Source organism: Paenibacillus sp. y28 (assembly GCF_037137075.1).
Lineage (GTDB): Bacteria > Bacillota > Bacilli > Paenibacillales > NBRC-103111 > JBBBNV01.
In genome coordinates, this window is record NZ_JBBBNV010000001.1 from 125,739 (window position 1) to 149,698 (window position 23,960).

22 protein-coding genes and 1 pseudogene are annotated in these 23,960 nt (G+C 49.9%); 17 read left to right on the forward strand and 6 right to left on the reverse strand.

Annotated features, from left to right (window positions below; translation table 11 throughout):
• Window positions 1-32 precede the first annotated feature (32 nt).
• Genes WBG83_RS00500 through WBG83_RS00520 form a run of 5 tightly spaced genes read left to right on the forward strand, consistent with a single transcriptional unit; the run spans window position 33 to window position 4,169 of the window.
• A complete protein-coding gene (locus tag WBG83_RS00500) occupies window positions 33-872 on the forward strand; it encodes a DMT family transporter (RefSeq protein WP_336741698.1) in 840 nt (279 codons plus the stop codon).
• A gap of 24 nt (window positions 873-896) precedes the next feature.
• A complete protein-coding gene (locus WBG83_RS00505) occupies window positions 897-1,586 on the forward strand; it encodes a class I SAM-dependent methyltransferase (RefSeq protein WP_336741701.1) in 690 nt (229 codons plus the stop codon).
• Window positions 1,587-1,632: 46 nt separating this feature from the next.
• Window positions 1,633-2,361 (forward strand): metal ABC transporter ATP-binding protein, encoded by a 729-nt coding sequence (locus WBG83_RS00510; protein WP_336741702.1) that lies wholly within the window; start codon window positions 1,633-1,635, stop codon window positions 2,359-2,361.
• On the forward strand, window positions 2,358-3,158 hold the full coding sequence (locus tag WBG83_RS00515; RefSeq protein WP_336741704.1) for a metal ABC transporter permease: 801 nt from the start codon (window positions 2,358-2,360) through the stop codon (window positions 3,156-3,158). The genes WBG83_RS00510 and WBG83_RS00515 overlap by 4 nt, the downstream gene beginning before the upstream one ends.
• Before the next feature lie 42 nt (window positions 3,159-3,200).
• The gene (locus WBG83_RS00520; protein ID WP_336741705.1) at window positions 3,201-4,169 is read left to right on the forward strand and encodes a hypothetical protein; all 969 of its coding nucleotides are present in this window, start codon (window positions 3,201-3,203) and stop codon (window positions 4,167-4,169) included.
• 65 nt (window positions 4,170-4,234) lie between these two features.
• Here WBG83_RS00520 and WBG83_RS00525 read toward each other — a convergent pair whose 3' ends face one another.
• Window positions 4,235-5,005 carry an alpha/beta fold hydrolase gene (locus WBG83_RS00525; protein WP_336741707.1) on the reverse strand — a complete coding sequence of 257 codons (771 nt, stop codon included), beginning with the start codon at window positions 5,003-5,005 and terminating at the stop codon, window positions 4,235-4,237.
• Between the two features lie 184 nt (window positions 5,006-5,189).
• Here WBG83_RS00525 and WBG83_RS00530 point away from each other — a divergent pair, with 184 nt between their 5' ends.
• The 8 genes from WBG83_RS00530 (at window position 5,190) to WBG83_RS00565 (ending at window position 14,180) form a co-directional block, all read left to right on the forward strand.
• Complete coding sequence (locus tag WBG83_RS00530) at window positions 5,190-6,101, forward strand: MerR family transcriptional regulator (protein WP_336741709.1); 912 nt, start codon at window positions 5,190-5,192, stop codon at window positions 6,099-6,101.
• 104 nt (window positions 6,102-6,205) lie between these two features.
• Window positions 6,206-7,756, forward strand: coding sequence for a phytoene desaturase family protein (locus WBG83_RS00535; RefSeq protein WP_336741710.1), 1,551 nt, complete (start codon window positions 6,206-6,208; stop codon window positions 7,754-7,756).
• Window positions 7,747-9,198 carry a phytoene desaturase family protein gene (locus WBG83_RS00540; protein ID WP_336741711.1) on the forward strand — a complete coding sequence of 484 codons (1,452 nt, stop codon included), beginning with the start codon at window positions 7,747-7,749 and terminating at the stop codon, window positions 9,196-9,198. Before WBG83_RS00535 ends, WBG83_RS00540 begins: the two co-directional genes overlap by 10 nt.
• A gap of 4 nt (window positions 9,199-9,202) precedes the next feature.
• A complete protein-coding gene (locus tag WBG83_RS00545) occupies window positions 9,203-10,078 on the forward strand; it encodes a phytoene/squalene synthase family protein (protein ID WP_336741712.1) in 876 nt (291 codons plus the stop codon).
• 44 nt (window positions 10,079-10,122) lie between these two features.
• A complete protein-coding gene (locus WBG83_RS00550) occupies window positions 10,123-10,797 on the forward strand; it encodes a carotenoid biosynthesis protein (protein WP_336741713.1) in 675 nt (224 codons plus the stop codon).
• Window positions 10,766-11,521: a lysophospholipid acyltransferase family protein gene (locus tag WBG83_RS00555; protein WP_336741715.1), complete on the forward strand. Its 756-nt coding sequence runs from the start codon at window positions 10,766-10,768 to the stop codon at window positions 11,519-11,521. Before WBG83_RS00550 ends, WBG83_RS00555 begins: the two co-directional genes overlap by 32 nt.
• The gene (locus WBG83_RS00560) at window positions 11,497-12,702 is read left to right on the forward strand and encodes a glycosyltransferase (protein WP_336741717.1); all 1,206 of its coding nucleotides are present in this window, start codon (window positions 11,497-11,499) and stop codon (window positions 12,700-12,702) included. Before WBG83_RS00555 ends, WBG83_RS00560 begins: the two co-directional genes overlap by 25 nt.
• Entirely contained in the window at window positions 12,699-14,180 is a 1,482-nt protein-coding gene (locus tag WBG83_RS00565; protein ID WP_336741718.1) for a phytoene desaturase family protein, read from the forward strand. Before WBG83_RS00560 ends, WBG83_RS00565 begins: the two co-directional genes overlap by 4 nt.
• 127 nt (window positions 14,181-14,307) lie before the next feature.
• On the opposite strand, the gene WBG83_RS00570 is transcribed toward WBG83_RS00565, so the two are convergent.
• A complete protein-coding gene (locus WBG83_RS00570) occupies window positions 14,308-14,661 on the reverse strand; it encodes a winged helix-turn-helix transcriptional regulator (RefSeq protein WP_336741720.1) in 354 nt (117 codons plus the stop codon).
• A 308-nt stretch (window positions 14,662-14,969) separates the two neighbouring features.
• On the opposite strand from WBG83_RS00570, the gene WBG83_RS00575 reads away from it, so the two are divergent.
• From WBG83_RS00575 to WBG83_RS00585, 3 genes and pseudogenes are all read left to right on the forward strand, one after another.
• Complete coding sequence (locus WBG83_RS00575; protein WP_336741722.1) at window positions 14,970-15,842, forward strand: SDR family oxidoreductase; 873 nt, start codon at window positions 14,970-14,972, stop codon at window positions 15,840-15,842.
• Between the two features lie 51 nt (window positions 15,843-15,893).
• Window positions 15,894-16,532 (forward strand): nitroreductase family protein, encoded by a 639-nt coding sequence (locus WBG83_RS00580; protein ID WP_336741724.1) that lies wholly within the window; start codon window positions 15,894-15,896, stop codon window positions 16,530-16,532.
• A 197-nt stretch (window positions 16,533-16,729) separates the two neighbouring features.
• Window positions 16,730-16,976, forward strand: a pseudogene (locus tag WBG83_RS00585) (RNA polymerase sigma factor); the annotation flags it as partial.
• 247 nt (window positions 16,977-17,223) lie between these two features.
• Here WBG83_RS00585 and hpaB read toward each other — a convergent pair.
• The 3 genes from hpaB to WBG83_RS00600 all read right to left on the reverse strand — a co-directional run bounded on the left by hpaB (window position 17,224) and on the right by WBG83_RS00600 (window position 21,263).
• Window positions 17,224-18,672 carry a 4-hydroxyphenylacetate 3-monooxygenase, oxygenase component gene (hpaB, locus tag WBG83_RS00590; RefSeq protein WP_336741725.1) on the reverse strand — a complete coding sequence of 483 codons (1,449 nt, stop codon included), beginning with the start codon at window positions 18,670-18,672 and terminating at the stop codon, window positions 17,224-17,226.
• Window positions 18,673-19,044: 372 nt separating this feature from the next.
• Window positions 19,045-20,115: a bifunctional 3-deoxy-7-phosphoheptulonate synthase/chorismate mutase gene (locus tag WBG83_RS00595; protein ID WP_336741726.1), complete on the reverse strand. Its 1,071-nt coding sequence runs from the start codon at window positions 20,113-20,115 to the stop codon at window positions 19,045-19,047.
• Between the two features lie 512 nt (window positions 20,116-20,627).
• On the reverse strand, window positions 20,628-21,263 hold the full coding sequence (locus tag WBG83_RS00600; protein ID WP_336741728.1) for a TraX family protein: 636 nt from the start codon (window positions 21,261-21,263) through the stop codon (window positions 20,628-20,630).
• Window positions 21,264-21,425: 162 nt separating this feature from the next.
• On the opposite strand from WBG83_RS00600, the gene WBG83_RS00605 reads away from it, so the two are divergent.
• Window positions 21,426-22,235 carry a DUF6492 family protein gene (locus WBG83_RS00605; protein ID WP_336741730.1) on the forward strand — a complete coding sequence of 270 codons (810 nt, stop codon included), beginning with the start codon at window positions 21,426-21,428 and terminating at the stop codon, window positions 22,233-22,235.
• A 151-nt stretch (window positions 22,236-22,386) separates the two neighbouring features.
• On the opposite strand, the gene WBG83_RS00610 is transcribed toward WBG83_RS00605, so the two are convergent.
• Entirely contained in the window at window positions 22,387-23,658 is a 1,272-nt protein-coding gene (locus WBG83_RS00610; RefSeq protein WP_336741731.1) for a methyl-accepting chemotaxis protein, read from the reverse strand.
• Between the last annotated feature and the right edge of the window lie 302 nt (window positions 23,659-23,960).

Below are 23,960 nucleotides of genomic sequence, written 5' to 3' on the forward strand. Positions count from 1 at the left end.
CTGCTGTCATAGAGCCGCTTGGGGGAGGCCCCATGAGAAACGGTGTTCTTCTTGCTTTACTGTCTTCTTTTGTTTTTAGTGTGATGAATGCGCTTGTTAAAGAAGTGAGTGCTTCCATTCCTGCCGCTGAAATTGCCTTTTTCCGGGGGCTAATCGGGACGGTTGTTGTCTTGGCACTGATGCGGGGCAGCGGAGTCGAATTTTCCAGAAGCGGAATTCCGATGCTTACATTACGAGGTGTGCTAGGGGGCATGTATATGCTCGCCTATTTTTACACACTTTCCAAAATTCCTTTGACCGATGCCAGTATTTTGGCCCAGCTGTCACCTATATTCGTCATCATGCTTTCTGCCCTTTTTTTGAGGGAGAAGCTGTCCCGCAGGACTTTGATGTTAATTCCAGTTCTTTTCCTGGGCGCGCTCCTGCTGATAAAGCCTTACCACTATTCCAGCTATTCCGTCTATGCTGCGGTAGGTCTGCTTAGTGCGCTGTTTGCCGCTGGGGCGAGCATCTCCATCCGTTATTTGAGCAGAACTCATCCGGCATACGAAATCGTCTTTTATTTCTTAGCGTCCTCGACGATGGTGTCTATACCGTTTGTATGGGGCCGATTTGTGATTCCCAATGCAGTGGAAGGCCTCTACCTGCTTGTCATAGGTATCGTTTCCTTGCTGGGGCAGTTATTTTTAACGAAAGCCTTTACTCATGAGAATGCTGTCGTGGTTCAGGTAGTGAGTTATTTTGGACTGCTGCTTAATGCCTTATTCGGTTTTCTGTTTTGGGAAGAGGTTCCTGATATGATCACAATTGCAGGCGGGGTATTCATTGTGGCCGGTTGTATTGGATTAGCCAAAACAAAGCGTGCCCAATAATCCCATGGACAAGGAGGAGTATGGTTGAACAAGGAATCCCTGTATGACGTTTGGTGGAAGTGCGACGGCGAAGGAGAGCAAGGTATGGAAGATGATCATGTGCCTCATTGGAAGCGAGTTCTCGGTTTTATTCCCGAAGAGGATTTAAGGGAGTGCAGCGTGCTTGATTTCGGATGTAATCAAGGCGGTTTTTTACGTTTGCTTTACGAGCTGAGACCGTTCAAGGAAGGCATCGGAACAGATTTGGCCCGTCAATCGATTGATGTGGCAAACAGCCGCAAAGGTAAGCTGCCCATTCAATACATCGCCACTTCAAGGCCGGAGCAATTTGAAAGCCGATTTGATTTTGCTTTTAGTCTGGCTGTAATGTACTTGCTGCCGGATCTAGAAGAGCACGCATTACAAATTCGAAGGGCATTGAAGCCGGGCGGAGTCTATTACGCAACTTTCGCCGATTATACCGGTAATCCGAGCTTGCCGGCAATACGGGAACGAATTAACCGTAACGCCGCGATTCCTATGCAGGAGCATACTCTTGATTCGGTTGCAGATGCCTTTTTTAAAGCGGGCTTTCAGGTCGGAATCCGCCGCATGATCCCAAGCGGCTTCGTCAGCTTATCGCCAACAAAAAAATGGTATCGGCATACAATCGATCACCTGCAGTATGCTTACGAGCAAGCCTATATTTTCCGGTTTACTGCACCTGACAAATAATGGTGGCACACTGCAACACCGCGATACATGCTGATCAAGAAAGAGAGTGAAGAACATCATGACTCTTCCTGGCGACGGTACGGAAGTGGCCATCGAGCTTACTGAAGTTTACGGCGGCTACAGCCATCATATCCCCATTTTGCAGGGGTTGTCTTTTCAAGCAAGGATCGGAGAGTACATTGCTGTTCTTGGGGAAAATGGCTCGGGGAAAACAACCTTTTTTAAAGCTATTCTTCAGCTGCTCCCGCAGCAGCATGGACGCACTGCTATTCTGGGACGTACGATCCGTTCTGCGAAAGACCAGCGATGGGCTCGATCTCAAATCGGGTATGTGCCGCAAACACACGGGGCCGGAAGGTTTCCGATTTCGGCCGAAGAGGCTGTTTTGCTTGGCAGATGGGGGAAATCGTTTGGCTTTGGCCGTCGTCCAGGTAAAAAGGATCGTGAGTTAGCCGCACAATTGCTTGAGCAGGTAGGTCTGATGTCGTTAAGAAGCACAGACTGCCGACTGCTTTCCGGAGGTCAGAAGCAGCGCTTGAATATTGCCAGAGCCTTGGTACGTAAACCGCGTATCCTACTTCTGGATGAGCCGACAAGCTATCTGGATGAAGAATCACGTGAGATGTTAAATCATTTACTTGCGGATTTGCGGGCAAAGGAACAAATCACTGTTATTACAATCACCCATCAGCGACAAGAAGCCAAACAATTCGCTGATCGCGTCGTGTTACTTAAGTACGGGCAGATGCAGCATGAAATGGAGAAGGAACAATGACGATAGGAGCGTATTTCCAGCTTCCTGTATTTCAGAAGGCACTCTATGCTGCGGTTCTTTCCGGCGCTGCCATCTCACTTCTTGGTATTGTCATTGTGATGTTGAATTTGACAACGATCCGCTTTGCTCTCATGCACATGGCACTACTAGGAGGTGCTGTCGGGTTAACCGTTGGTTCTACTCCCCTTGCCGGCGCAATAGGCGGGATTGTAGCGGGTTCCCTTTTACTTGGACCGCTTTCTCGCCGTCTAAACCTGGATGCCGGCTTGATCGGCGCCTTTTTCATGACAGGGGCGATAGCCGTTGCTTTTCTAATCTTCTATACAGCTGGAATCCCGGCCATGGATGTGTTTGGCTTGTTCTCCGGAAGTATATTGACCCTAACTCAGTCTGATCTTATTATCCTGACGGGTCTTTCTTTAGTTATCCTGATAGCTTACCTATTCTTTTACAGAGAGCTGCAGCTTCTGTTCTATGATGAAACTCAAGCACAGTGGCTGGGTGTTCCGACTGAGGGAATTAAGAATGTGCTCCTGTTCTTAACAGGTCTGGCCATCGGAGTTGTGATGAAAATTGTTGGCGCGCTCATGATTGATGCCATTATCCTGCTCCCAGCCATGGCTGCACTGAGAGTAAGCCGAAACTTCGTTCAATTACTCCTCTGGACGTCTCTATTTGGTCTGTGCACCACTTGTTGCGGTTTATTGTTATCCATTGCACTCGATTTTCCTACAGGCGCAACCATAGCGATGACCGGAGTAGGGATACTAATTGTTGCTTTTATATGCAGACGTTAGTTATGAATATCTCATTATAAACAGAAAAGGATGCATAATTTAATGAAGACATGGATGACATCATTTGCCGCATTATCCCTTGGAGCCGTTGTCGCGCTTTCCGGTTGTAATGGTTCGGATAACAAGGAAGGCTCCGCCGCCGCTGTTGACCATGCAGAAACCGCAGGGACGAATAAAGCTCCCGATTCCGAGCAAAAGCACTCGAAGACAGGTGAAGGACAGCATGGACCTAACGATTCAAATGGAAGCTCACATTCCCATGGCGCTACGGCTCAAGGTCACCATGCCTCATCGGGTCAACAGCTTATAAATCAGCCCTTCAGCCTGTCTCAGGTAGACGGGGTCGTAGCTTCTACAAGCTTGACGGCAGTTATCGCTCAAGCTGCAGGAGCGAAAAAGGTGACTTATATTGCCCCAATCGAGCTTAGACATCCTCCTGAATACGATTATCGTCCGAGTGATGTTGCTAAAGTGAAAAACAGCTATATCGTGTATTTGGGCTATGAGCCTTTCATGTCTAAGCTAATGGAGGCATCCCGGGAAGCACAGGATCGGGCTGCAACTATCGAAATCGACAATACCCCGGAGGGCTACAAAGCAGCCACCAGAAAACTGGCCGAAATATGGGGAACACAAGCCGAGCAAACGCAGTGGCAGGCAGAGTTCGATAAGATTGTAGAAGAAGTGGAGCAGTCCGCCAAGCAGCTCCAGGTATCTAAGAAAAAAGTGATCTCGCAAGTGTATATGACACCGTTCGTGAAGTGGCTTGGGTATGAAGTCATCGGGGAGTTCGGTCCGGACGAATTAACACCGACCCAATTGGCGAAGCTTGCTGCTTTAAAGCCAGATTTAATTGTGGACAATCTGCATATGCCGCAGGGCCAAGGTTTCTTGGAAATGTCCAAGGATATCAAAAGAGTGGAGCTGAGAAGCTATCCGGATTCCAGCCTGAAAACCATTCAAGCTATTCTGACATATAATGCGAGTCAATTAGGAATTACTTCTAAATAGCTGTTAATCTGTATATTGCTTCTTACAGATGCGTATGAATGGAAAATAATTGAAGGGATATCCCGTCAGGAGGATATCCCTTCAAGCCAAGCGATCAAGGCTTGTGTCATTTGCTTGTGCTGTTCTTCTTCAGAAATCCTCGCTTGATTATCGCCGCGCTGATAACCGTAAGAACCAAATTGCCCATGGTTGCCTCCTTCAATGGACACGTAGGTCGTATCCTTCGGCATGAGGCTCTTGCCGGCTTCCCACGTTTGCCAATTCAGAATCCCGTCCTTGCTCCCCGTCATCTGCAGCGCCTTCAGGCTTGTACCTGCAAGGCTTCCTTTCGCATCTGCGTATGCCGCCATAAAAAAGATCCCCTTTAGCTTGTCTGCACGGCTTGCTGCATACCGCGCCGCGAGTGCGCCGCCTAGAGAATGACCGCCAATGACAAACGCTTCATTGGGATGAGCGGCTATGATGGCATCGGCCTTGTTCGAACCCAACACCGCTAAATCAAAAGGCATTCTAACCATATAGACGCGGAAACCATTAGCTGCCAGTTCCCTCGCCCAAGGCGAGTAGCTCTCAGGTGCTACAAGTGCTCCGGGGTAGAATATAACAGACAGGCTCCGGACAGTTCCAGTTGGTTCGAACACAAAGCTGTCACCGGCCTCATTCACCCTAACGTTCATGTCGCTTATCATGCTGGCCGCGGCGCGTTCGGCAGGGGAATACACCAACCATCTGTAGCTTATCCAGCTAGCTCCGATCAGCAAGATAACAATGACAACGCTTGACAGAAGTATCCTCTTTAGCTTCCATCGTTTCCGGCTGCCGACAGTACCGTTCATACGTATTCTCTCCTTATCTTCATATACTCCTTCCCCTTTACATTCGTGTCAAAAGGAGTTAGCTGACAAAACTATATACACCATTGTATAATTATTGTATAACGAATGCAAAAGGTTGAAGATTCAGGTTTGTACTGTTGAAGATGTTGGATAGCACAAAATTAACAGTAAAGAGTGGAATGGCATGATGTACACAATCAGACAAGCCTCGGAGCTGCTGGGAATCCCGGCTGTTACGATCAGGGCTTGGGAAACCAGGTACGGAGCGATTAAGCCTACGCGAACAGAGTCAGGCTACCGCTTGTTTAGTGATCAGAACATGGAGGATCTTCGTTTTCTCAAATCTCAGACGGATGAGAAAGGGCTGTCGATTTCACAGGCTGTTCGAATACTGAAGGAGCAGCAGAAGCTGAGGGAGCGCTTGGGTGAGGCACAGACGGAAACGGTCGAAGACGCTGTCAACCAATCGCATCAGGCGGTGGTAGACCGTTTATATGAGAGCTTGATCAACTTCCGTACAGAGCAAGCAAAGACATTGATGGATCTGGGCTTTTCTATGTATGGCTACGACAGGATGATTTATCACATCTTATTCTCCGTCATGATCAAAGTAGGAACAGAATGGGAGGCCGGGCGCGCTTCCGTTGCACAGGAGCATTTTGCCACACAATTTGTTATCCAGCGCTGTTTAAGCTTCTTTCACCTATTTCCGGTGGACGCTCGCGTCCCGCGCATGCTTGCCCTGTGTCCTGCAGGCGAGCATCATCAAGCAGGACTTCTTTGGTTTGCATTATTTTTACGTAAAAAAGGCGCGGATGTGCTGTATCTGGGTCCCGACACACCTGAGGAGGGCATCCAGAAGATTATAGAGGAGCAGCGCATCCGGGTCATCTGCATCTCCTTGACGGATCCTAATTTAATGCAAGCAACCTTTGCTTTTATCGATCGCTTACGGGGGAGAAACCCGGAGCTGCAGGTCGTTCTTGGAGGGCAAGGGTTTCAGGATGTTCCGGATACCTATGCAGCCTGTGTTCTTGACGGTAACAGCCAGGAGCAATGGGAGAAGTGGTTTGAGGATTTGATGCTGGATGTGTAAGAATGACGTTTTGTAGAAAATGTACTGGACAGTTAATTATCGGCTATGTATTATTATTGTATAAGGTTTGTATAATTTCCTTGTTCCAGTAAGGGAGCGTCAGAATGAAATCAGGTAAAATTGCTGTAATCGGTGCAGGGCCGGGTGGTTTAGCCGCTGCAATGGAGCTTTCTGCAAATGGTTACCAGGTGACGGTTTATGAGAAGCAGTCTTATATTGGCGGTCGTACCTCGCGTATCCAGCTTGGTGAGTATCGCTTTGATCGCGGTCCGACCTTTTTCATGATGCCTCATTTGCTTGAAGAGATGTTTCAAGCCGTGAATCGATCCTTGTATGATTACGTCGAGCTTGTTGAACTCGATCCATTGTATCGGCTGCAATTTGGCGAGGTGCATTTCTCGCCAACGCGGAGTGAGCAGGAGATGGTGGAGCGTATCGAAGCGCTTTTTCCCGGCAATGGCCAGGGCTATTTACGTTTCATGCAGGAAGAAGAAAAGAAATTTAACCGTGTAGCTCCCTTGCTGCAAAGACCCTTCAGTAAGCTAAGCGACTATGTGTCTCGTGATGTGATGCTGGCGTTGCCGCGCTTGAATGCTTTTGGAAGCGTCTACGATCGGTTGTCCCGCTATTTTACAGATGAACGATTGAAATATGCCTTTACGTTTCAAGCCAAATATTTAGGGATGTCACCCTGGGAGTGCCCGGGCACGTTCACCATTTTAGCTTATCTCGAGCATAAATTTGGCCTTTTTCATCCGATAGGCGGTGTGAATCGAATCTGTGAAGCGATGGCGAAAGTAATTGGGGAGTATGGGGGGACTATTGAAACCTCCTGCGGCGTGAAACGAGTGCTTTGCAAAAACGGGAAGGCCGTTGGCGTGCTGCTGGATAACGGCGAACGAATGGAAGCCGATCATGTCATCATTAACGCGGATTTTGCAAACGCAATGAATCAGTTATTTGAGCCGGGAGAGCTTAAAAAATTCACTCCCGCCAGGCTCGCGAAAAAGAAATATTCCTGTTCAACCTTTATGATGTATCTGGGGGTGAATCAAGAGATTCAGATGCCCCATCATACCATTTTATTCGCTGATGATTATCGGGAAAATGTGCATGAGATGATGACCAAAAAGGTGCTGTCCCAGGACGCATCCCTGTATATTCATAACCCGGGTATTCATGACCCGTCGCTTGCTCCCGATGGGAAAACTGCGCTGTATGCGCTTATGCCGGTTCCGAATTTGACTGCTGATCTGAACTGGGAGGAGCAAGCATGCCGTGTGAAGGAAGCCATGCTGGCCCGGATGGAGAAAGAGCCTGAGCTGGCTGGCTTGTCCGGGAATATTGAGGAGGAAATGCTGATTACGCCTTTGGATTGGCGGAATCAATATGATGTATATGAAGGCGCTACCTTTAATCTCGCGCATACGTTAGATCAAATGATGCTGCTTAGGCCTCACAATCGCTTCGAGGAAGTAGCGAATTGCTGGCTTGTTGGCGGAGGCACGCATCCAGGCAGCGGACTCCCGACGATCTTCGAATCGGCTCGCATTTCTTCACGATTGTTAATGGCCCAGGATCGCTCGGAACGCATCCGGGTCGGCGTAGCGCCAACCGACGTCACCAAGCAGATGGAGGTAGCCAAATGGAAGTAGCCTTTGTCGGCAGTGGTATCGGCAGTCTTACAGCAGCCCTGTTGCTAACGAAGCAGGGCAAGAAAGTGACCATTTACGAGCGCAAGAATGATTTAGGCGGACGATTAGCTTACCAAGAAGGCGGCGGATACCGGATCGATCAGGGACCGACGATGGTCCTATTGCCTGAGATGCTGCTCGGAATTTTGGAGGAAGCGGGAATTGATCGCTCGCGCATCCCTCTGATCGAGTGCGATCCGCTGTACCGCATTCATTATGCAGATGGCACGGTGCTGCACAAATGGCGGAACAGGCAGAAGCAGGTCGAAGAATTGAATCGACGGTTTCCCGAGGACGTGGAGGGCTTCAATCGCTATATGAGGGATATGGAGGATGCGTTTATCCAAGGCCGGGCGGCTTTTCTGGAGAAGGCCTTCTTGCGCAAGCGTGATTTCTATACGCTCCGCAACGTATCACTTTTAACCAAACTGAAGGCCTACAGCAATGTCCGTGCGTTTGCAGCCCGCTATTTTCGGAGTGAGAAGCTGCAGGATGCCTTCTCTTTACAAACTCTATACATTGGTGGAGCGCCGTTTCAATCTCCTGGCTTATATACCCTTCTCCCTTATGCCGAGCATGCGTTTGGAATCTGGTATGTCAAGGGAGGGTATGCCCGCTTGGTCTCGATCCTGGAAGCTGAACTGGAGAAGAGAGGCGTTGCTTTGCGTAAAAGCACGTCTATCGAAGGCATCATGACGGAAAAAGGACGCTGTATCGGTGTAAAAACAGCTGATGAAGCCGAATATCGGCATGAAGCGGTTGTTTTTAACGGGGATTTCCCGCATCTAGGCAAGCTGTTGCCCAAAGTGAAGCTGCCTTCAAGAACGTATAAGCCTTCGTCAGGAACGGTTCTAATTTATTTGGGTCTTCAAAAGCGCTGGCCGCAAGCAGCAGCCCATCAGTTCTTCCTTCCGGAAGATCTGACTCGCGGGTTAAAAGAAATATTTAGGAAGGGTCAGCTTCCAGAGGACCCGTCGTTCTATGTTTTTTATCCATGCGCTATCGATGATGATGCAGCCCCTCCAGGTGAAAGCGTGATGTATATTCTGGCCCCTGCGCCGCCTGTAGGCTCCGTAGATTGGGAGGCTGAGCTTCCTGCATTTGTGGACCATGTCCTTCATGAAGCTGAGAAGCGGGGCTTTCCCGGGCTGAAGGAAGCAATGAAGTGGAAGGAAGTCCGATCGCCACAGGATGCGGAGGCGGATGGTCTCTATCAAGGAGGCAGCTTCGGGATCGCGCCAACCTTGGATCAATCCGCCTTGTTCCGCCCCCAAATGGTTCCTTCCCGTATTGAAGGCTTGTATGCCGTTGGAGCATCGATACATCCGGGAGGCGGAATCCCTATTGTCATGCAAGGAGCTAAGCTGCTAGCCAATTATTTGTTAAATGAGGAGGAGGAGTGACGCTATGGAGCTTGCTGTCTGTCTAACTCAATGTGAAGCGATGATCCGGAAAGGTTCCTCTTCGTTTTATCATGCATTTAGTCATTTGCCAAATCCAAAAAGAGAAGCGGTTTATGTCATTTATGCCTTTTGCCGGATGATTGACGATGCCGTGGATGAGCCGGATCGTTCACCCTATACGATTGATGAGATTGAACGTGCGTTTACCGATTTAGACCAGGCGGAGGGACATTTTATCTGGCCTTCGCTGCGATGGCTGCTTCAGACATTTCCTGTAACAAAAGCGCCGTTTTTCAAGCAGATGGAGGGGCAACGCCGTGATTTGGTCCAGACGCATTATGAATCGATGGAGCAGTTAGAGGAATACTGCTATCTTGTTGCGGGAACAGTCGGCCAAATGCTGCTGCCTGTCCTGCATGATGCTCCCGATCAGCATATTGTTGAAGCGGGTATCTGGCTGGGCAAAGCTATGCAGATTGTCAATATTGTCCGTGATGTCGGTGAAGATCAGGGCCGGGGGCGCCGCTACTTACCGCTCGATTTACTTGATCGTCATGGCTATAGCGAGCAAGACTTCCTGAATGGTACCCTTGACGAACGATTTCGAAGTCTGATACAGGAGCTGGATGAGCTGGCGCGCAGCTGGTTTGCGCTTGGAATGAAGGGAATCGAAACCTACCCGCCGCAGAGTATGCTTGCGGTGGAGCTAGCCGCCAACTTCTATGCGGCGATTCTTGATGAAGTGAAGGCATTCGATTATCAAGTGTTTACCCAGCGAGCTGTGGTCAGCAACTTACGGAAGCTGAAGTTGTATGGTGCGATCAAAGCCAAATATGCCGTTCTTTTGGATACGAGTGAAGACGCTGTGGTATCTCTATGATCCGGCGCGTGTTTTTCCTATGGTACGGCATCGGACTTCTTCTTATGCTGACAAGTGGCGTTCCAGAATGGCTCTCTTTTTCCAATGGTCTATTTCTTGTTTTCTTTGTACTGTATGCTCTCAGTTTACAATTTAATCCAGGAGAAGCGCGGTGGTCAACCATGCTGCCTATTCTCCTGGTAGGCGTGTTCACCTACGGGATTGAATGGATTGGTGTCAAATATGGCTGGCCCTTTGGCTCCTACGTATACACAGATGTGTTAGGCTTTGCTGCAGGAGGCGTTCCCTTTGGAATTCCTTGCGCATGGATTGGCATCCTGATCACGGTTGTTCGTATGTTATCAACGACCAATCGCTGGCTTCGCGCCTTGTACACGGGAGGCTGTACCGTTGTATTTGACTTGGTACTCGATCCGGTGGCGTTTGCCAGGGAATTCTGGTTGTGGCAGGAGCCGGGCTTCTTTTATGGGGTCCCGGCATCTAATTTTATTAGCTGGTTTTTCATTGCTGCCCTGCTCTCGTTATTATTTCCTGTGGAAGCAGTGACAAGGAAAACACAGCTTGCATGTGTTCGTCTACTTCAAGCCATGCTGCTTATGTTCGGGCTGCTAGCTGTGAAGGAAGGTCTTGTAATCCCTGGTTTAATCGCGCTGGCGGGTATTGCGATGGCTGAAGGAGGCCTGCGATTTGATCGTAGCGGATACAAGCCGATGGTTTAAATGGCTGTTTCGTCACTATAATGAGAAGTATTTGCTTCAGCGTTATTTTCATGGGATCGAGCTGATCGGAGAGCTGGACCCTGCCCCGCCAGGCCAGCCTGTTATTTATATGATGAATCACAGCTCCTGGTGGGATGGACTTATCGTCTTCCATGCTGTTATGCGAGCTTCGAGTCGAGAGCATTTTATGATGATGGATGAAGCGCAGATGTCCCGCTATCGCTTTTTTCGTAAAATAGGGGCCTTCTCCATTGACAAAACGTCTACACACGGTATAAGGGAGTCCCTCCAGTATAGTGAGCAGTTATTAAAATCGGGGCATGGGATTTGGCTGTTCCCTCAAGGCGACATTAAGCCCTTGGAGCAGCGTCCTCTCCAATTTCAAAGCGGCCTGGGCTATCTGTTGAGGCGCAACCCTGAGGTTATCGTGCAGCCGGTAACAGCTTACTATTCACTGGGCTTACACCAGAAGGCGGAGGTTAGCTTAATGTGTGGCCCTCCCATGCTGGATAATGAGCTGCAAGTCGATCGAAGGCATATATCGAATGTGCTTCAATCGAAATTGGAACGTCAATTAGACGCGCATCGGCAGCTTGTGATTGTAGCGTCTGGTGACAGGCTGACTGGAGCAAAATCGCTTATTCCCACTAGACGTTCTATAAATGAACGGTTTGATGCATGGAGGAATGGGGTGGCCAAATGGACATCGTTCTTTGGGCGATAGCTGCAGCCTTGATACTGCAGCTCTTTTTCGTTACTTGGAATCTTTCGCAGCTTCCCTTGTTAGGTGGAAACGGGAGGGGGAGAGCCTGGCTTGATGGCAATGCGAAGCATGAGGGGGATAGGAAGCAGACGGAAGTCGCAGCGAGGCCGCGGCTCTCCATTCTAATCCCGGCTCGCGATGAAGCGGCGAACATTGCAGCCTGCTTGCACTCTGTCTTAGTGGATCCGTCCCCGCACTTGGAGGTGCTGGTGCTAGACGACGGCTCCACTGACGGCACAGCGGACGTTGCACAGGACGCTGCCGCCGGTGATCCCCGCGTGCGTATTCTGTCCGGAGCTGCACTCCCGCCCGGCTGGCTCGGCAAGTCGCACGCGTGCCACCAGCTCGCCGAAGCTGCTCGCGGCGATTGGTGGCTCTTCCTTGACGCCGATGCGCGTCTTCTGCCGAAGGCGCTTGGAGCCGCACTGGACACCGCGCTTGCGCAGGGGCAAGGGCTTGTGACCGGCTTCCCCTTACAGGAAACCGGCACATGGATGGAGAAGCTCGTTGTTCCAATGATGAGCTTCTCCATCGCCTGCCACCTGCCGATACGGTTCGTACGGCAGTCGGCAGATCCCAGGTTCGTTGCTGCTCATGGCGCTTTTCTGCTAATTTCTGCGGAGAGCTATCGGGCGACGGGGGGACATGCCAGCTTCAAGGGACAGCTTGTCGATGATATGGAGCTGGCCCGGGCTGTCAAGAAAGCGGGGCATCCTGTTACCCTGGCTGATGTTTGCTCCCACGTCACCATGCGAATGTATCACGATGCAGCCGGGGTATGGAACGGGTATAAGAAAAATATATTTGCGGGATTAGGCCGAAGCGCGCTGCTCTTGGGTGTTGTGCTGGCAGCGTATGGGCTGTTATATCTCGTTCCGCCAATATTCCTGCTGATTAGCCTGACAGCACCATTGTTTTCATACGCTGTGTCATGGCTATCTGGCGTTCTGCTTCCCAGTTTGCTTTGTTATTTGGTTGGGGCGGGGATCAAAGCAATCATTGATCATAAGAACAAACAGCCTTGGTGGCTGGGCTTCTGTTTACCTGCGAGTATAGTTATGCTGTCTGCTATTGCGGTATCATCCTGGCGGGCCAGCCTTAGAGAGCAGGGCTATGAGTGGAAAGGGAGGAAGTACTCTTGAAGAAGGTCATCGTCATCGGAGGCGGGCTAGGCGGGTTGTCGGCGGCAATCCGATTGGCGTACGCCGGATACTCGGTTACGGTTCTGGAGCAGCAGGCTGCACTAGGGGGCAAGCTGCAGCGCATTGCACTTGATGGTGGATATTTGTTTGATCGCGGGCCGAGTACCATTACGATGCCGCATGTTTTCCGGCAGGTTTTTACCCGTGTGAATCGACGGATGGAGGATTATCTTACCATGTATCCGATCACAAACGGGACAAGAAACTATTTTCAGGATGGAATCATGGTAGAATCCTCGCCCGATCTGGAAAAAATGGAGGCCCAGATTGCCATATATAGTCCAGAAGATGCCAAGCAGTTGCGCTCATTTATGAAAGAATCGGCCGCACTCTATCAACTCGCGGATCGGCTGTTTATGAATCGACTTCTGCTGTCTTGGCGGGATAAAGCGGATTGGCGCCTTCTCGCGGGCCTGCTGCGAATTCGACCGTGGCTGACCCTGGATCGGTTGTTGCGTCGTTATTTTAGACATCCCTATACTCTGGCTTTATTTGGTCGCTATGCCACCTATGTCGGGTCAGCACCGAGTCGGGCGCCTGCGATTTTTGCCATGCTGGCTCATTTGGAATTGCAAATGGGGGTATATGGCGTACAGGGAGGCACTTATGCCATCGTTGAGGCGTTCTCACGGCTGGCATCGGAATTAGGGGTTCATATTCGCACAGGAGTTCGCGTCGAACGAATGATATGCTCCCATGGACGGGTTACGGGTGTTATGACAAGGGATGGAGATGCTGAGGCAGATATTATCGTTGCGAATGGAGATGTTTTGTCCGTTTGTCGTGATTTGCTTCAGGAATCCGATCGGCCCAGCATGAGCAATGCCCGTATTTCCAACTATGAGCCTTCGCTTTCGGGCTTCGTTTCGTTGGTTGGGAGCAAGCAAACGTATGAGCAGCTGCTGCATCATACCGTCTTTTATCCTGAGTCTTATGGAAGTGAATTTGAGGACATCTTTAGAAAAGGCTGCCCCGCTGAGGACCCGGCAATTTATATCTGTCATTCGGGGTATTCAGAGAGCGGAATGGCGCCTGGAGGGGGGAGTAACCTCTTTATTCTGGCTAACGCGCCCTATACATCCCCTCAGGTTCATTGGGGAGAGATGGCAGATGCTTATCAAATGAAGCTATGGAAAAAGCTTGAATCCTTCGGCTTAAAGGATTTCATTCGGAATGCGGAGGTCTCGGATAGTTTCACACCGGATCAGCTTGAGGAACAAGCTTCGGCTTATCGGGGTGCGATTTATGGGATTTCTTCCAATTCCGCTCGTCAAACCTTTGCCAGACCAGGAAACCAGGCTGATGTGAAGGGGTTATGGTTCACTGGAGGAACCTCGCATCCGGGTGGCGGAACTCCCATGGTAACTTTGTCGGGACAATTGGTGGCGGATGCGATTATAAATGCCCACACGCTATAAAGACAATACACAGCCATACGTTCACCGGGACATATCAGACGGCATCCGGACTGACAGCTGCTGAAGAAGCCAAGGTGTCAGTCCAGATGCCGTCTGCCAGATTAAGATATCTACAACGAAGGAGAGTTCATCCGCTGCTGTCCAAGACTTTCTTTTCTTGACGATTCAAATATTCGATATGATGTCTGCCCCAATGAACAAGTGTATCTAAAATGGGTTTCAGACTTTCCCCGTACTCCGTAATTGCATACTCCACTTTTAATGGCATTTGATTGTATACTTTCCTGCTAATTATTCCATGATACTCCAAATCCCTGAGTTGAGAGCTTAGCATTTTTTTGGTAATATCCGGAATACACTTTTGGAATTCACCAAATCTCATGGTTTTATTTAATGCTATATGCGACAAAATAATAAGCTTCCATTTGCCCACTAAAACTTCGAGTGTAGCTTCGACCTCATCCTGACAATTCAATGACATTATTTACACCTCCCGCTCTAAAAATGATAGTTCTATTATAACCTGAATAACCCGCTCGCAGAAAAGAAAAAACGCGGCACGTATGCGGCAAGAACTCTCGGCCACAACGTACAGGTATACTTATGGTTACTATGTTTATTAATTGTGCCTACTTGTGGAATATCTTCCTGTGCAGTTAATATAAAGCCATGCAGAGGAGCTTTCTACCGGAAATAGCCGGCTAAGCGTAGCACAAAAATCGTACAAGGTACCGACCGGATTTCATTCTGTTTTGTGCCTGAAGCGAAGTGAAAGGAATGGGAATATCGATGAAAATATTAGTAACTGGCGCAACAGGAAAATTGGGCTCATTGGTTGTAGATGAATTATTGAAAATCGTCCCTTCAGACACCATTGCTGTAAGTGTACGTGACCCCCAAAAAGCAGTTCATCTGCAGGACAAAGGGATTGATGTACGTTATGGAAATTTCAATGACTATGATTCTCTAGTCACTGCCTTCACAGGTATAGATCGATTGTTCATCATCTCCAGTGATGATGTTCAGAAGCGTACAGCACAGCATTTAACTGCTGTTCGTGCAGCTCAAGCTGCCAATGTAACCTTCATCGCCTACACCAGTGCGCCTAAGGCTACCTACACTACAGTGGAACCTTTTCAGGACCATCGCATGACGGAGGAAGCCATTGCGACATCCGGACTTGCGTATTCCATTCTTCGAAATAACTGGTACTTGGAGAACGAAGTGAATACGTTTCAAGCTGTTCTGAACGGGATGCCCTGGATTATAGCTTCGTCACAAGGAAAAGCCGGTTGGGCCTCAAGACGAGATTACGCTGAAGCAGCAGCTCGCGTGTTGACAGGGCCAGGGCATGAGAATTCGGTGTATGAACTCTCCGGGGAACCATTGACTCAAAAAGAGCTGGCCGATATTTTTGCAGAGGTGACTCAACAAGAAGTTCAATTACAATATTTTCAACCGGAAGAATATGGTCAAATGCTTGCTCAATCCGGAATTCCTGACGCGTTTGTTCCGATTCTTGTTCACATGCAGGTTGAAATTGGCCGAGGAGCGTTAGAAATGGAAAGCTCGGATTTGCAGCGGCTACTCGGACGTCCGGCGACACCACTCAAAGATGCGTTAAGCGAAATCATAAAAGAGCTGGCTAAAGGAAAATCGTAAGCACAACAATCTATAAATCAAAAAAAATGAAAGCCAAGAGGAGCTAAGACCATGGGAAACGTTCAACAAACCAATGACTTTAATGAGATTGTATTCGGTCGCCGATCTGTTAAGAAGTATGACTCCAACGTAAAAATCACCAGGGAGGAATTGGCGGAAATATTGGACAAGGCTTCCCGGGCTCCATCCTCGGTTAACCTGCAGCCATGGCGTTTTCTGGTGATTGACACGGAGGAGGGCAAGGCCAAGCTTGCTCCGCTTGCTCCTTACAATAAATCGCAGGTGGAAACCTCTGCTGCCGTTATCGCTGTTTTTATTGATTTACAAAACGTAGATTATATGAATGAAATTACTGCCAAATCCGTTGAGCTAGGCTATATGCCACAGGAGATTGGCGAGATGATGCTAAACAATTTCAAGCCGCAACTCGACAGCCTCTCCAAAGGCGAGCTGAGCAGCATTAATTTGATTGACGCTGGACTTGCCTCCATGCAGCTGATGCTGGTTGCGCGCTCGCATGGTTATGATACCAATCCGATGGGCGGCTATGATAAATCGAAGATTGCCAGCACGTTTGGTCTTGATGAGGAGCGCTATCAGCCTGTCATGCTAATCTCCATCGGTAAAGCAGCGGCTGAGGGACATCCAACCTATCGCTTGCCGCTGGCAACAACGACCGTGTGGGCATGACTTACGATGCCGGATAACAAGGCAGGAGAAGTTTCAGAACCGCTTGAATAGCGGTTCTTTTTGCTTTGCGCCGCGCAGCTGTCTATAACCAGAGGAGAGTATCAATCGAAGTTTACCGCGAGCATCGCAGTTTTTATTTTTATGACGGAATGAACCTTTTGGATTGTCCAAGGCTCTTAGTGAAGAGAGGTGAAGACATGGATGTAGTAAACGTGGTTAAGAAAGCAAAAAAGGGGGACAAGGAAGCCTTACTGCAATTGATTTTAGCAGAAAAAAACGCGTATTATCGGGCTAGCTTATTCCTACATGAGGAATGAAGCGGATGCTATGGACATCTTGGAGGAAATGATCGTTAAGCTTTATGAGTGTATCGGTCAATTGAAGAAAGAAGAGTCCTTTTACACCTGGAGCAAACGATCGTTGAAAAGAAACAATAAGGTAATCGGTATTCCTGCAGTTGAAGCGATTTCCTGGGCAGAATCCAATAAGGAGTTCGTTAAGCCATGTGAACCGGATGGGGATATAAATTGTTGACATATGTATAAAATACGAGTTTTGTGAATATGTATATGAATGGGAGAAACATGATGCCATTCATGATGCCATTCCCCTGCTAGGCTTTGCTGCCTGTTTTTAGCTTGTCCCATGCCGATAACCGGGCGGACGTGCATCCCGGTAGTCGCGATCCGAATCAGGATAGAAAATCCCTAACGCGGTTTTTAAACGTTTCTCTGCCTGGATACCCCTTATACAGACGGCTGTTCACTGTAGAGGCATTGCCGAAAAAAAATCGCTCGTATACGGTCTGCCTGCCGCCGAATGCACTTACGCTCAGCTCCCATGCGAGCCGGGACAGCTGTACATTTTTTTGGGCATCCAGTCCGATGCCTTTGAGATAACGGTTCAATTGACCGCCAATCGCTCCAGCGAAGTCCGAATCCTCCGGGATCATGATCAGGCCGCTACCGCCAATCAATTGAATGATCTCAATCATGCGGGGGTAAATCCGGGGAAAATAAGCGTTGGCCGCCAGCAACGGCTTGCGATCGGGCAGCATGCTTCCCCAGCGGTCAGCAGCGGCACCCTTCTCGGCCGCCAGCTGCAGGGCCTTGAGCGTTTCCAGCGTGACGATAATCTCCGTTACTTTTTCAATAACATGATCATGGCTATCCAGCCCGGCCGCCTCAATCATCAGCTCTAGCGTCCCAAGCAGAAACTCCGTTTTGGCGATATTTTTGCACATTATTTGTACACTGGCATGCGTATGGAAGCGGCTTTCTTCAACGAGCCGGAACGCCAGTCTCTCATCTCCAAGCAGGAATACCCGGTCCCACGGGACCAGCGCATCTTCGAATATGACCAGCGTATCCATCTCCTCGAACCGGGAGCTGAGCGGATAGTTATAGGCGGACTCTCCGCCGACAAAGCTCTCCCGGCATACAAACCGGACCCCTGCAAGATTGCTCGGTACCGCAAAAGCAAACGTATATTCGCTGTCCTCCATACTTAACGATGGAAACGGCTGGGGAAACACTAAAACTTCATCCGCCGTCGCCCCTTGAGTATCCAGCAAAAAAGCGCCCCGGACCACGATGCCGTCCTTATTCCTGTCGATGACCCTCGCCGCTTCGGGCTCCTCAAACGTTTGCAAAAAGGACGACATCCGGCCTGCTTTCGGCTGAATAAACACGTGCGAGAGTGTAATGTCCTGTTCCCGGCAGTAGTCATAATACCGCCTCAAATTAGCGGCGTATTGGGGATAAGCTTCGTCCAGCAGCCCTGCTGCAGCGGCAAAGGCCATCAAGACGGTATTCATATAATCGGGGCTGCGGCCCAGAAAGCCGTGATGCCGGTAGGCCCACACCTGCATCATCTCTCTTCTGGCAGCAAGATCCTTTTTCGTCTTAGGCTGCTTGAAGGAAAGCCCCACCGGATCGCCGGTCAAGGGCGATGTATACGATAGCTTCGCCGCCCAGCCGCTCTCCAACTGCATATCATACATGGAGGCTTGGGTGGCCATCAGTCCCTTGAAGGCTTTATGCTCCGAAATTACCCCTTCGAGCCGCTCGCCTGCCATTCGGACATCCGGCAAGTTTCGGTTGATTCGCTCGATGTACCCGGCACCATGTTTAACAGGCATTGTGCAATCGCCTCCTTGATTTATAGCTTACTATATTCCAATCAGGAGGATGTTGCTTAAACGAATACCTATCCATCGGGGTCTTAATTGAGTTAGGATCAGCGCCATCATTCCCGCAAATCAACCTGCCAGGAGAAATATTCAGCGATTGCCGAGCCGCCAACCTCCTCACAGCCGAGCGCACCGGACAGCCATTTGAGATGGTTCAGAATCACTTCATTGTAAAATGAAGGACCGGGGTGTACCCTGCGGCCGCATGGGCACCGGGGTGCGCCTTTTATTTTCCTATCTGAAATAAGGATAGGCTTCAGCGCAAGCACAGCAAATCGGCATGGCTCAGCCTCGGATGATTTTCCGATGAACAGCTATTCCCTACAGCAAGCCGGAGCGCTTCACGTCGGAATAAAAACGCCGGAACTCCTCCAGATTCAGCTGCTGTCCGGCATCAGAGAGCGCCGCTGCAGGATTCGGATGAACCTCGGCCATAATGCCGTCGGCCCCCGCTGCCAGTGCAGCCTTGGCACATGGAGCCAGGATGTCCTTCCGGCCGGTCGAATGCGTGACATCCACCAGCACCGGCAAATGGCTTTCCTGCTTCAGAATCGGGACCGCGGAAATATCCAGCGTATTCCGGGTCGCTTTCTCGTAGGTGCGAATGCCGCGTTCAATCAGCATCACTTGCATGTTGCCCCGCGAGACAATATATTCCGCAGCATGAAGGAATTCGTCCAGGGTAGCCGCCAGCCCCCGTTTGAGCAGCACGGGAATCGGGGCTTCTCCTGCGGCTTTTAGCAGCTCGAAATTGTGCATATTTCTCGCGCCGATTTGAATGACATCAATATATTGACAAGCCAAATCGATATGACCGGGATGAACGATTTCACTAATCGTCCGGAGTCCGAATTCGGCGGATACCTCCCTCAGAATCTTCAGGCCGTCAATCCCCAGGCCTTGAAATTCATACGGGGAGGTTCTTGGCTTGAACGCGCCGCCCCGCAGCACAGTAATTCCGGCTTCCTTCAGCGCAGCGGCAACTTGACGGACCTGCTCATAGCTCTCGACTGAGCAAGGGCCTGCTATCATCACCGGCCTTCCGCTTCCTACCGCCGCAGCGCCTAGCGGGATTACAGTATCCTCGATCTTATGCTTCCGGCTGACCAGCAGCGTTTTCTTGTGCCCGTCCTGTTCTTTCCCCGATGCTGTCTTGAACAGCTGCTCAAACAGCTGACGGACGGCGGTTTCGCTCAGAATGCCCGGATGATTGCCAGCCATTTCGTCCAGAATTCGCCGTTCTGCCATCTGACGATGTCCGGGTTCGTTCGGCCAATCCAGCGCGCTGCTTGTCGCCTGATGCAATAAGGCCCAGTCAGACAGCTTCTCCAGAAGCTGAAGGCTTGCCGTTAGCAGCTGGTCCTCCACATCGTTCAAATTTGGTGGTTTCATGCTTCTCTCTCCTCTCTCTATCGCATCAACCCGGACAACGGGCTGGGCTGCGCACCGGCAAATGCTGCATACACAATGCTCTCCACGGAATAAAAAAAGACTCCTCCTCCGCAAGGGACGAGAAGTCGTGGTACCACCCTTATTAGAAAGGAAAGTCTGCCGCCAGCGACAGATCGATATAATCCTTTCTCACTTTGGCCCTATAACGTCGGGAATGCGGGCAGTCCTACGCTTCACCGGAGGGTCGGTCAAGTCTCAGCTGCCGGCTCAGGAGTGAACTTCGGCGGTCCATTCGTCTCGGGTGCTCTCAGTCGCCGGCACGCCGTCCCTGTCATGAATGGGCTCCGCTTACTCTTTCCATCATTGCCTGTATGTGCTTATATGATCAATGTTGGAGGATAACTGCGTTACACCGGAAATGAAAATGGAATATCTGTATAGTATATTGAAATTACAGTCCGATGGTGACGGAATGCTTCCCCCATATTCCGATTGTACGTTCCCGAATAAACCTAGCTCATAAAAGCTGCGATCAGAAACAAAACAATAAAATGAACGGGATAAAACGATCTCCACAGCCATTTCGGGGGCTGAATCCGCTCCAGCTGCCGGAACAGCTCCGGGGCATAAGCAAGAACCAGCGTCACGATCAGGCTGGCCATTTGAATCGTCCACCCTTTATACAGGATGAAGGCCACATTCAGCAGCAGATGCATGCCGACTACGGTATGGGTATGCTCTCTGGCATATCTGTAGATCAGAACTAGCAGCAGCCCGTAAGAGCCGTAATCAAACGGAAGTGCATCCAGTCCCATACACGCGATTAAAACGACGAGAACTTGCAGTGTAATCCGGCCCTTCAGCCGATCGAGTGCATAAAGCACGGCCAAGCTGACAAGCAGTGTTCCGATGACATTCACTCCAACGGTATTAAACGCGAGCATGTACGGTAGCTGCGAGAGCAGCCCGATCACGAGCAAGCGCGCAAAATAGCGGCCCATGTCGCGTGTACGATGATAACCAAGGACGATGCAGTAGCAATAAATCGGAAATGCGATCCGCCCGATGAAGCGCCATGTCTGCTCGTCCGGGAAAAAAATTTTGCCGATATGATCCATGAACATGGTAAGCATGGCTAGCAGCTGCATACAGTCAGGCTCCTTTGTAAAGCTGGTATTCGATATTCTCTCAGATTAACTATAGCATGTTCCCGTGCGAATTTCTCCTTGCCCTATCCTGCGAATACCCATTCCAGCTCGCAAACGCTCACATATCCTAGAGAAGATAAGAGAAAATGGAGATGAGCCTACATGCCGCAGCGCAAAAAAAACAATGGCCGCCGGGGAACCATCGATGTTCTTATCCCTGCGATCGAAAAAGATTTGGGCACCCTTCCTTATGTGATCGATGGGGTTAGGAAGCACGTGCAGCATAATATCCGTCGTATTTATGTGGTATCCCCGAACAGCAGCAAAATGAAAGCATTGTGTAAAAGAAAGGGCTGCACGTTCATTCACGAAACAAAGGCACTGCCGATCACCAAGAAGGACATTCAATACGGGTCCAAGAGATGGGAGCGCTCCGGCTGGCTGTATCAGCAGCTGCTGAAGCTTAACGGGGACCGTGTTGTCTCTCAGCGCTATTTCCTCGTCATTGATGCGGATACCGTCCTTATTCGGCCGCACCGGTTCCGGACAGGAGGCCAAACCGTCTTCTATTATCGCGGCTGGACTCAGCCGGAATACCGGAGAACGTACAGGAGGCTCATGGGCCGGAAAATGTCGTCCCGGCGTTCCTTCGTCGCCCATTACATGCTGTTTGATAAAGTCAAGCTGGCCCGAATGAAGCGCCGCATTGCCAGCAGGCACCATACCGCATGGTACAGCGCCATTATGAGGAGCATCGACAAGTCGAAGCAGTTCGGATTTTCGGAATATGAAACGTACGGAAACTACATTCATTCGAGGCGGCCTCAAGGAATCCGGTTCAAATACTGCGCTAACAAAAGCCTGAGAATGAGCGCAGCCCGGCTTTCCACAGCAAGAAAAGTGAAGCTGGCGCGAACCTACCGCTCCCTTTCCTTCCACAAACGAAGCATATATTCCAGAAGGACAAAATAAACGGCAGGTTGACCGAAGCTATGGAGCGAAGTTAGCGAGTGCAGTTACCGGGTGCGGGCCTTCGCCTTGCCAACTTCAAGCCGCTGTTAAAAATAATAAAAAAGCTTGAGAAATCAAGCTTTTTTATTTATAGGGGCCTGTCCCCTGTGAACTAAATTTGGAACAGGCTGATTTTTGTTTTTTGCTGCTCAGCATGATCACGCAGCACTTCCGAGGACGAGGCCATCTCCTCCATCACTGCGGTTTGCTCCTGAGTGGCAATCGCAACCTGCTTCGCGCCTTCTGAAATATGGCCGGCGATCGTATCGATTTCGCGGGTACGGTCCAGGGTGCTGCCGATAAGCCGAATCTGCTGTTCAATTACGCCGGTGATGGACTGTACGGAAGCGGCGGCTTCATGCGTAGCGCTTGTCATACCGGTTAGGGCGCCGAGTACGTTTTCCCCTTTTTCGGCCTCCTGGGTCACATTCTGCACCTGCCGGGAGATGTTGCTGACGACGGCATTCACTTGGGCCTGAATTTGACTAATAATATGATTGATGTTCCCGACCGCGCCTGTGCTTTGCTCCGCCAGCTTCCGGATTTCGCCGGCTACAACTGCAAAGCCTGCGCCGTGATGCCCGGCATGTGCAGCTTCGATAGAAGCATTCAATGCCAGCAAATTTGTGGCATCCGCAATTGCCCCGACCACCTGGGAGATATGGCCGATTTCCTGAGCGTTCTCCTCCAGCTGACGGATCTGCTCAATGGTTTGCTCATTAGACTGGGTCAAATCCAGCAGTCCTTGAATCAAGGAGCGAATCGCATAACCGCTTTCTTCCGTAGTCGCCACCATCTTATTGGACAACCCGAGCGCTTCATTCGCTTTTATCTTCACTTCATCCGCTGCTTGTGTAATCGTCTTCACCGCATTCAAGGTATGATGCGCCGACTCTGCTTGCAAATCCGCGCCTTTGGAGATGTCTTCCACGGTAGACGCGGTTGTTTCGATTTGATGTGCGGCCTGCTGCAGCGCGCTGCTCAAGGCCAGCGTATTGTTTTGGGTGAAAGTAATATTGTCGGACAGCTCAACAATAATTTGACGCAAATTTTCGACCATATGGTTAAACGAAACACTGAGCGTGTTCAATTCGTCCTTGCTGCGGGGAATCGGAATCGAGATTTTCAAATTTCCGGTCGCAGCCTCATTCACAGCCTCTGTCAGCCGGAGCAGCGGAGCAACAAGCCAGCGGGCCGCAAGCCAGCCCAGGAAGGCGGTCCAGAATACACCCATTGCCAAAATCATCGGAATGTACAGCCAATCGGCCATTTGCGGGGCAATCATGGATTTGAATTCAAAAATAAATAACGCGCTTGTCCCATACGTTGTAATCGAAACGAGTGTGATGCCCGTGAGCATCTTTGCGACGATACCAAACCTCATATCAGACCTCCGCCCGAAAAAATGGTACTCCTTCTTTAACTATACCATACCAAAGCAAGCAGATTCTGTGATTTAAATCACACCTTGGGCCGAGAAGCTTGTACCGGGAAAACTTGTATCGAGAAAACTTGTATCGAGAAAACTTGTATCGAGAAAACTTGTATCGAGAAAACTTGTATCGAGAAAAAACCTTTCTGTCCCAGCAGCCATAATGCGAGGCCTGCTCGATAGAAAGGTTTTTCAAATTTGTTCAGCGGTTAAGTTACGTTTACAGACTCTAAGCTGTTTGGATCGTTTACAAA

What these genes read in the sequence shown, in the direction of transcription:
- WBG83_RS00535 (WP_336741710.1), top strand. Translation starts at nt 6,206, where the DNA reads ATGAAATCAGGTAAAATTGCTGTAATCGGTGCAGGGCCGGGTGGTTTA.
- WBG83_RS00545 (WP_336741712.1), top strand. Translation starts at nt 9,203, where the DNA reads ATGGAGCTTGCTGTCTGTCTAACTCAATGTGAAGCGATGATCCGGAAA.
- WBG83_RS00515 (WP_336741704.1), top strand. Translation starts at nt 2,358, where the DNA reads ATGACGATAGGAGCGTATTTCCAGCTTCCTGTATTTCAGAAGGCACTC.
- WBG83_RS00525 (WP_336741707.1), bottom strand. Translation starts at nt 5,005, where the DNA reads ATGAACGGTACTGTCGGCAGCCGGAAACGATGGAAGCTAAAGAGGATA.
- hpaB (WP_336741725.1), bottom strand. Translation starts at nt 18,672, where the DNA reads ATGCCTGTTAAACATGGTGCCGGGTACATCGAGCGAATCAACCGAAAC.
- WBG83_RS00570 (WP_336741720.1), bottom strand. Translation starts at nt 14,661, where the DNA reads ATGTCATTGAATTGTCAGGATGAGGTCGAAGCTACACTCGAAGTTTTA.
- WBG83_RS00500 (WP_336741698.1), top strand. Translation starts at nt 33, where the DNA reads ATGAGAAACGGTGTTCTTCTTGCTTTACTGTCTTCTTTTGTTTTTAGT.
- WBG83_RS00530 (WP_336741709.1), top strand. Translation starts at nt 5,190, where the DNA reads ATGATGTACACAATCAGACAAGCCTCGGAGCTGCTGGGAATCCCGGCT.
- WBG83_RS00540 (WP_336741711.1), top strand. Translation starts at nt 7,747, where the DNA reads ATGGAAGTAGCCTTTGTCGGCAGTGGTATCGGCAGTCTTACAGCAGCC.
- WBG83_RS00520 (WP_336741705.1), top strand. Translation starts at nt 3,201, where the DNA reads ATGAAGACATGGATGACATCATTTGCCGCATTATCCCTTGGAGCCGTT.
- WBG83_RS00595 (WP_336741726.1), bottom strand. Translation starts at nt 20,115, where the DNA reads ATGAAACCACCAAATTTGAACGATGTGGAGGACCAGCTGCTAACGGCA.
- WBG83_RS00605 (WP_336741730.1), top strand. Translation starts at nt 21,426, where the DNA reads ATGCCGCAGCGCAAAAAAAACAATGGCCGCCGGGGAACCATCGATGTT.
- WBG83_RS00560 (WP_336741717.1), top strand. Translation starts at nt 11,497, where the DNA reads ATGGACATCGTTCTTTGGGCGATAGCTGCAGCCTTGATACTGCAGCTC.
- WBG83_RS00610 (WP_336741731.1), bottom strand. Translation starts at nt 23,658, where the DNA reads ATGAGGTTTGGTATCGTCGCAAAGATGCTCACGGGCATCACACTCGTT.
- WBG83_RS00550 (WP_336741713.1), top strand. Translation starts at nt 10,123, where the DNA reads ATGCTGACAAGTGGCGTTCCAGAATGGCTCTCTTTTTCCAATGGTCTA.
- WBG83_RS00575 (WP_336741722.1), top strand. Translation starts at nt 14,970, where the DNA reads ATGAAAATATTAGTAACTGGCGCAACAGGAAAATTGGGCTCATTGGTT.
- WBG83_RS00600 (WP_336741728.1), bottom strand. Translation starts at nt 21,263, where the DNA reads ATGCAGCTGCTAGCCATGCTTACCATGTTCATGGATCATATCGGCAAA.
- WBG83_RS00580 (WP_336741724.1), top strand. Translation starts at nt 15,894, where the DNA reads ATGGGAAACGTTCAACAAACCAATGACTTTAATGAGATTGTATTCGGT.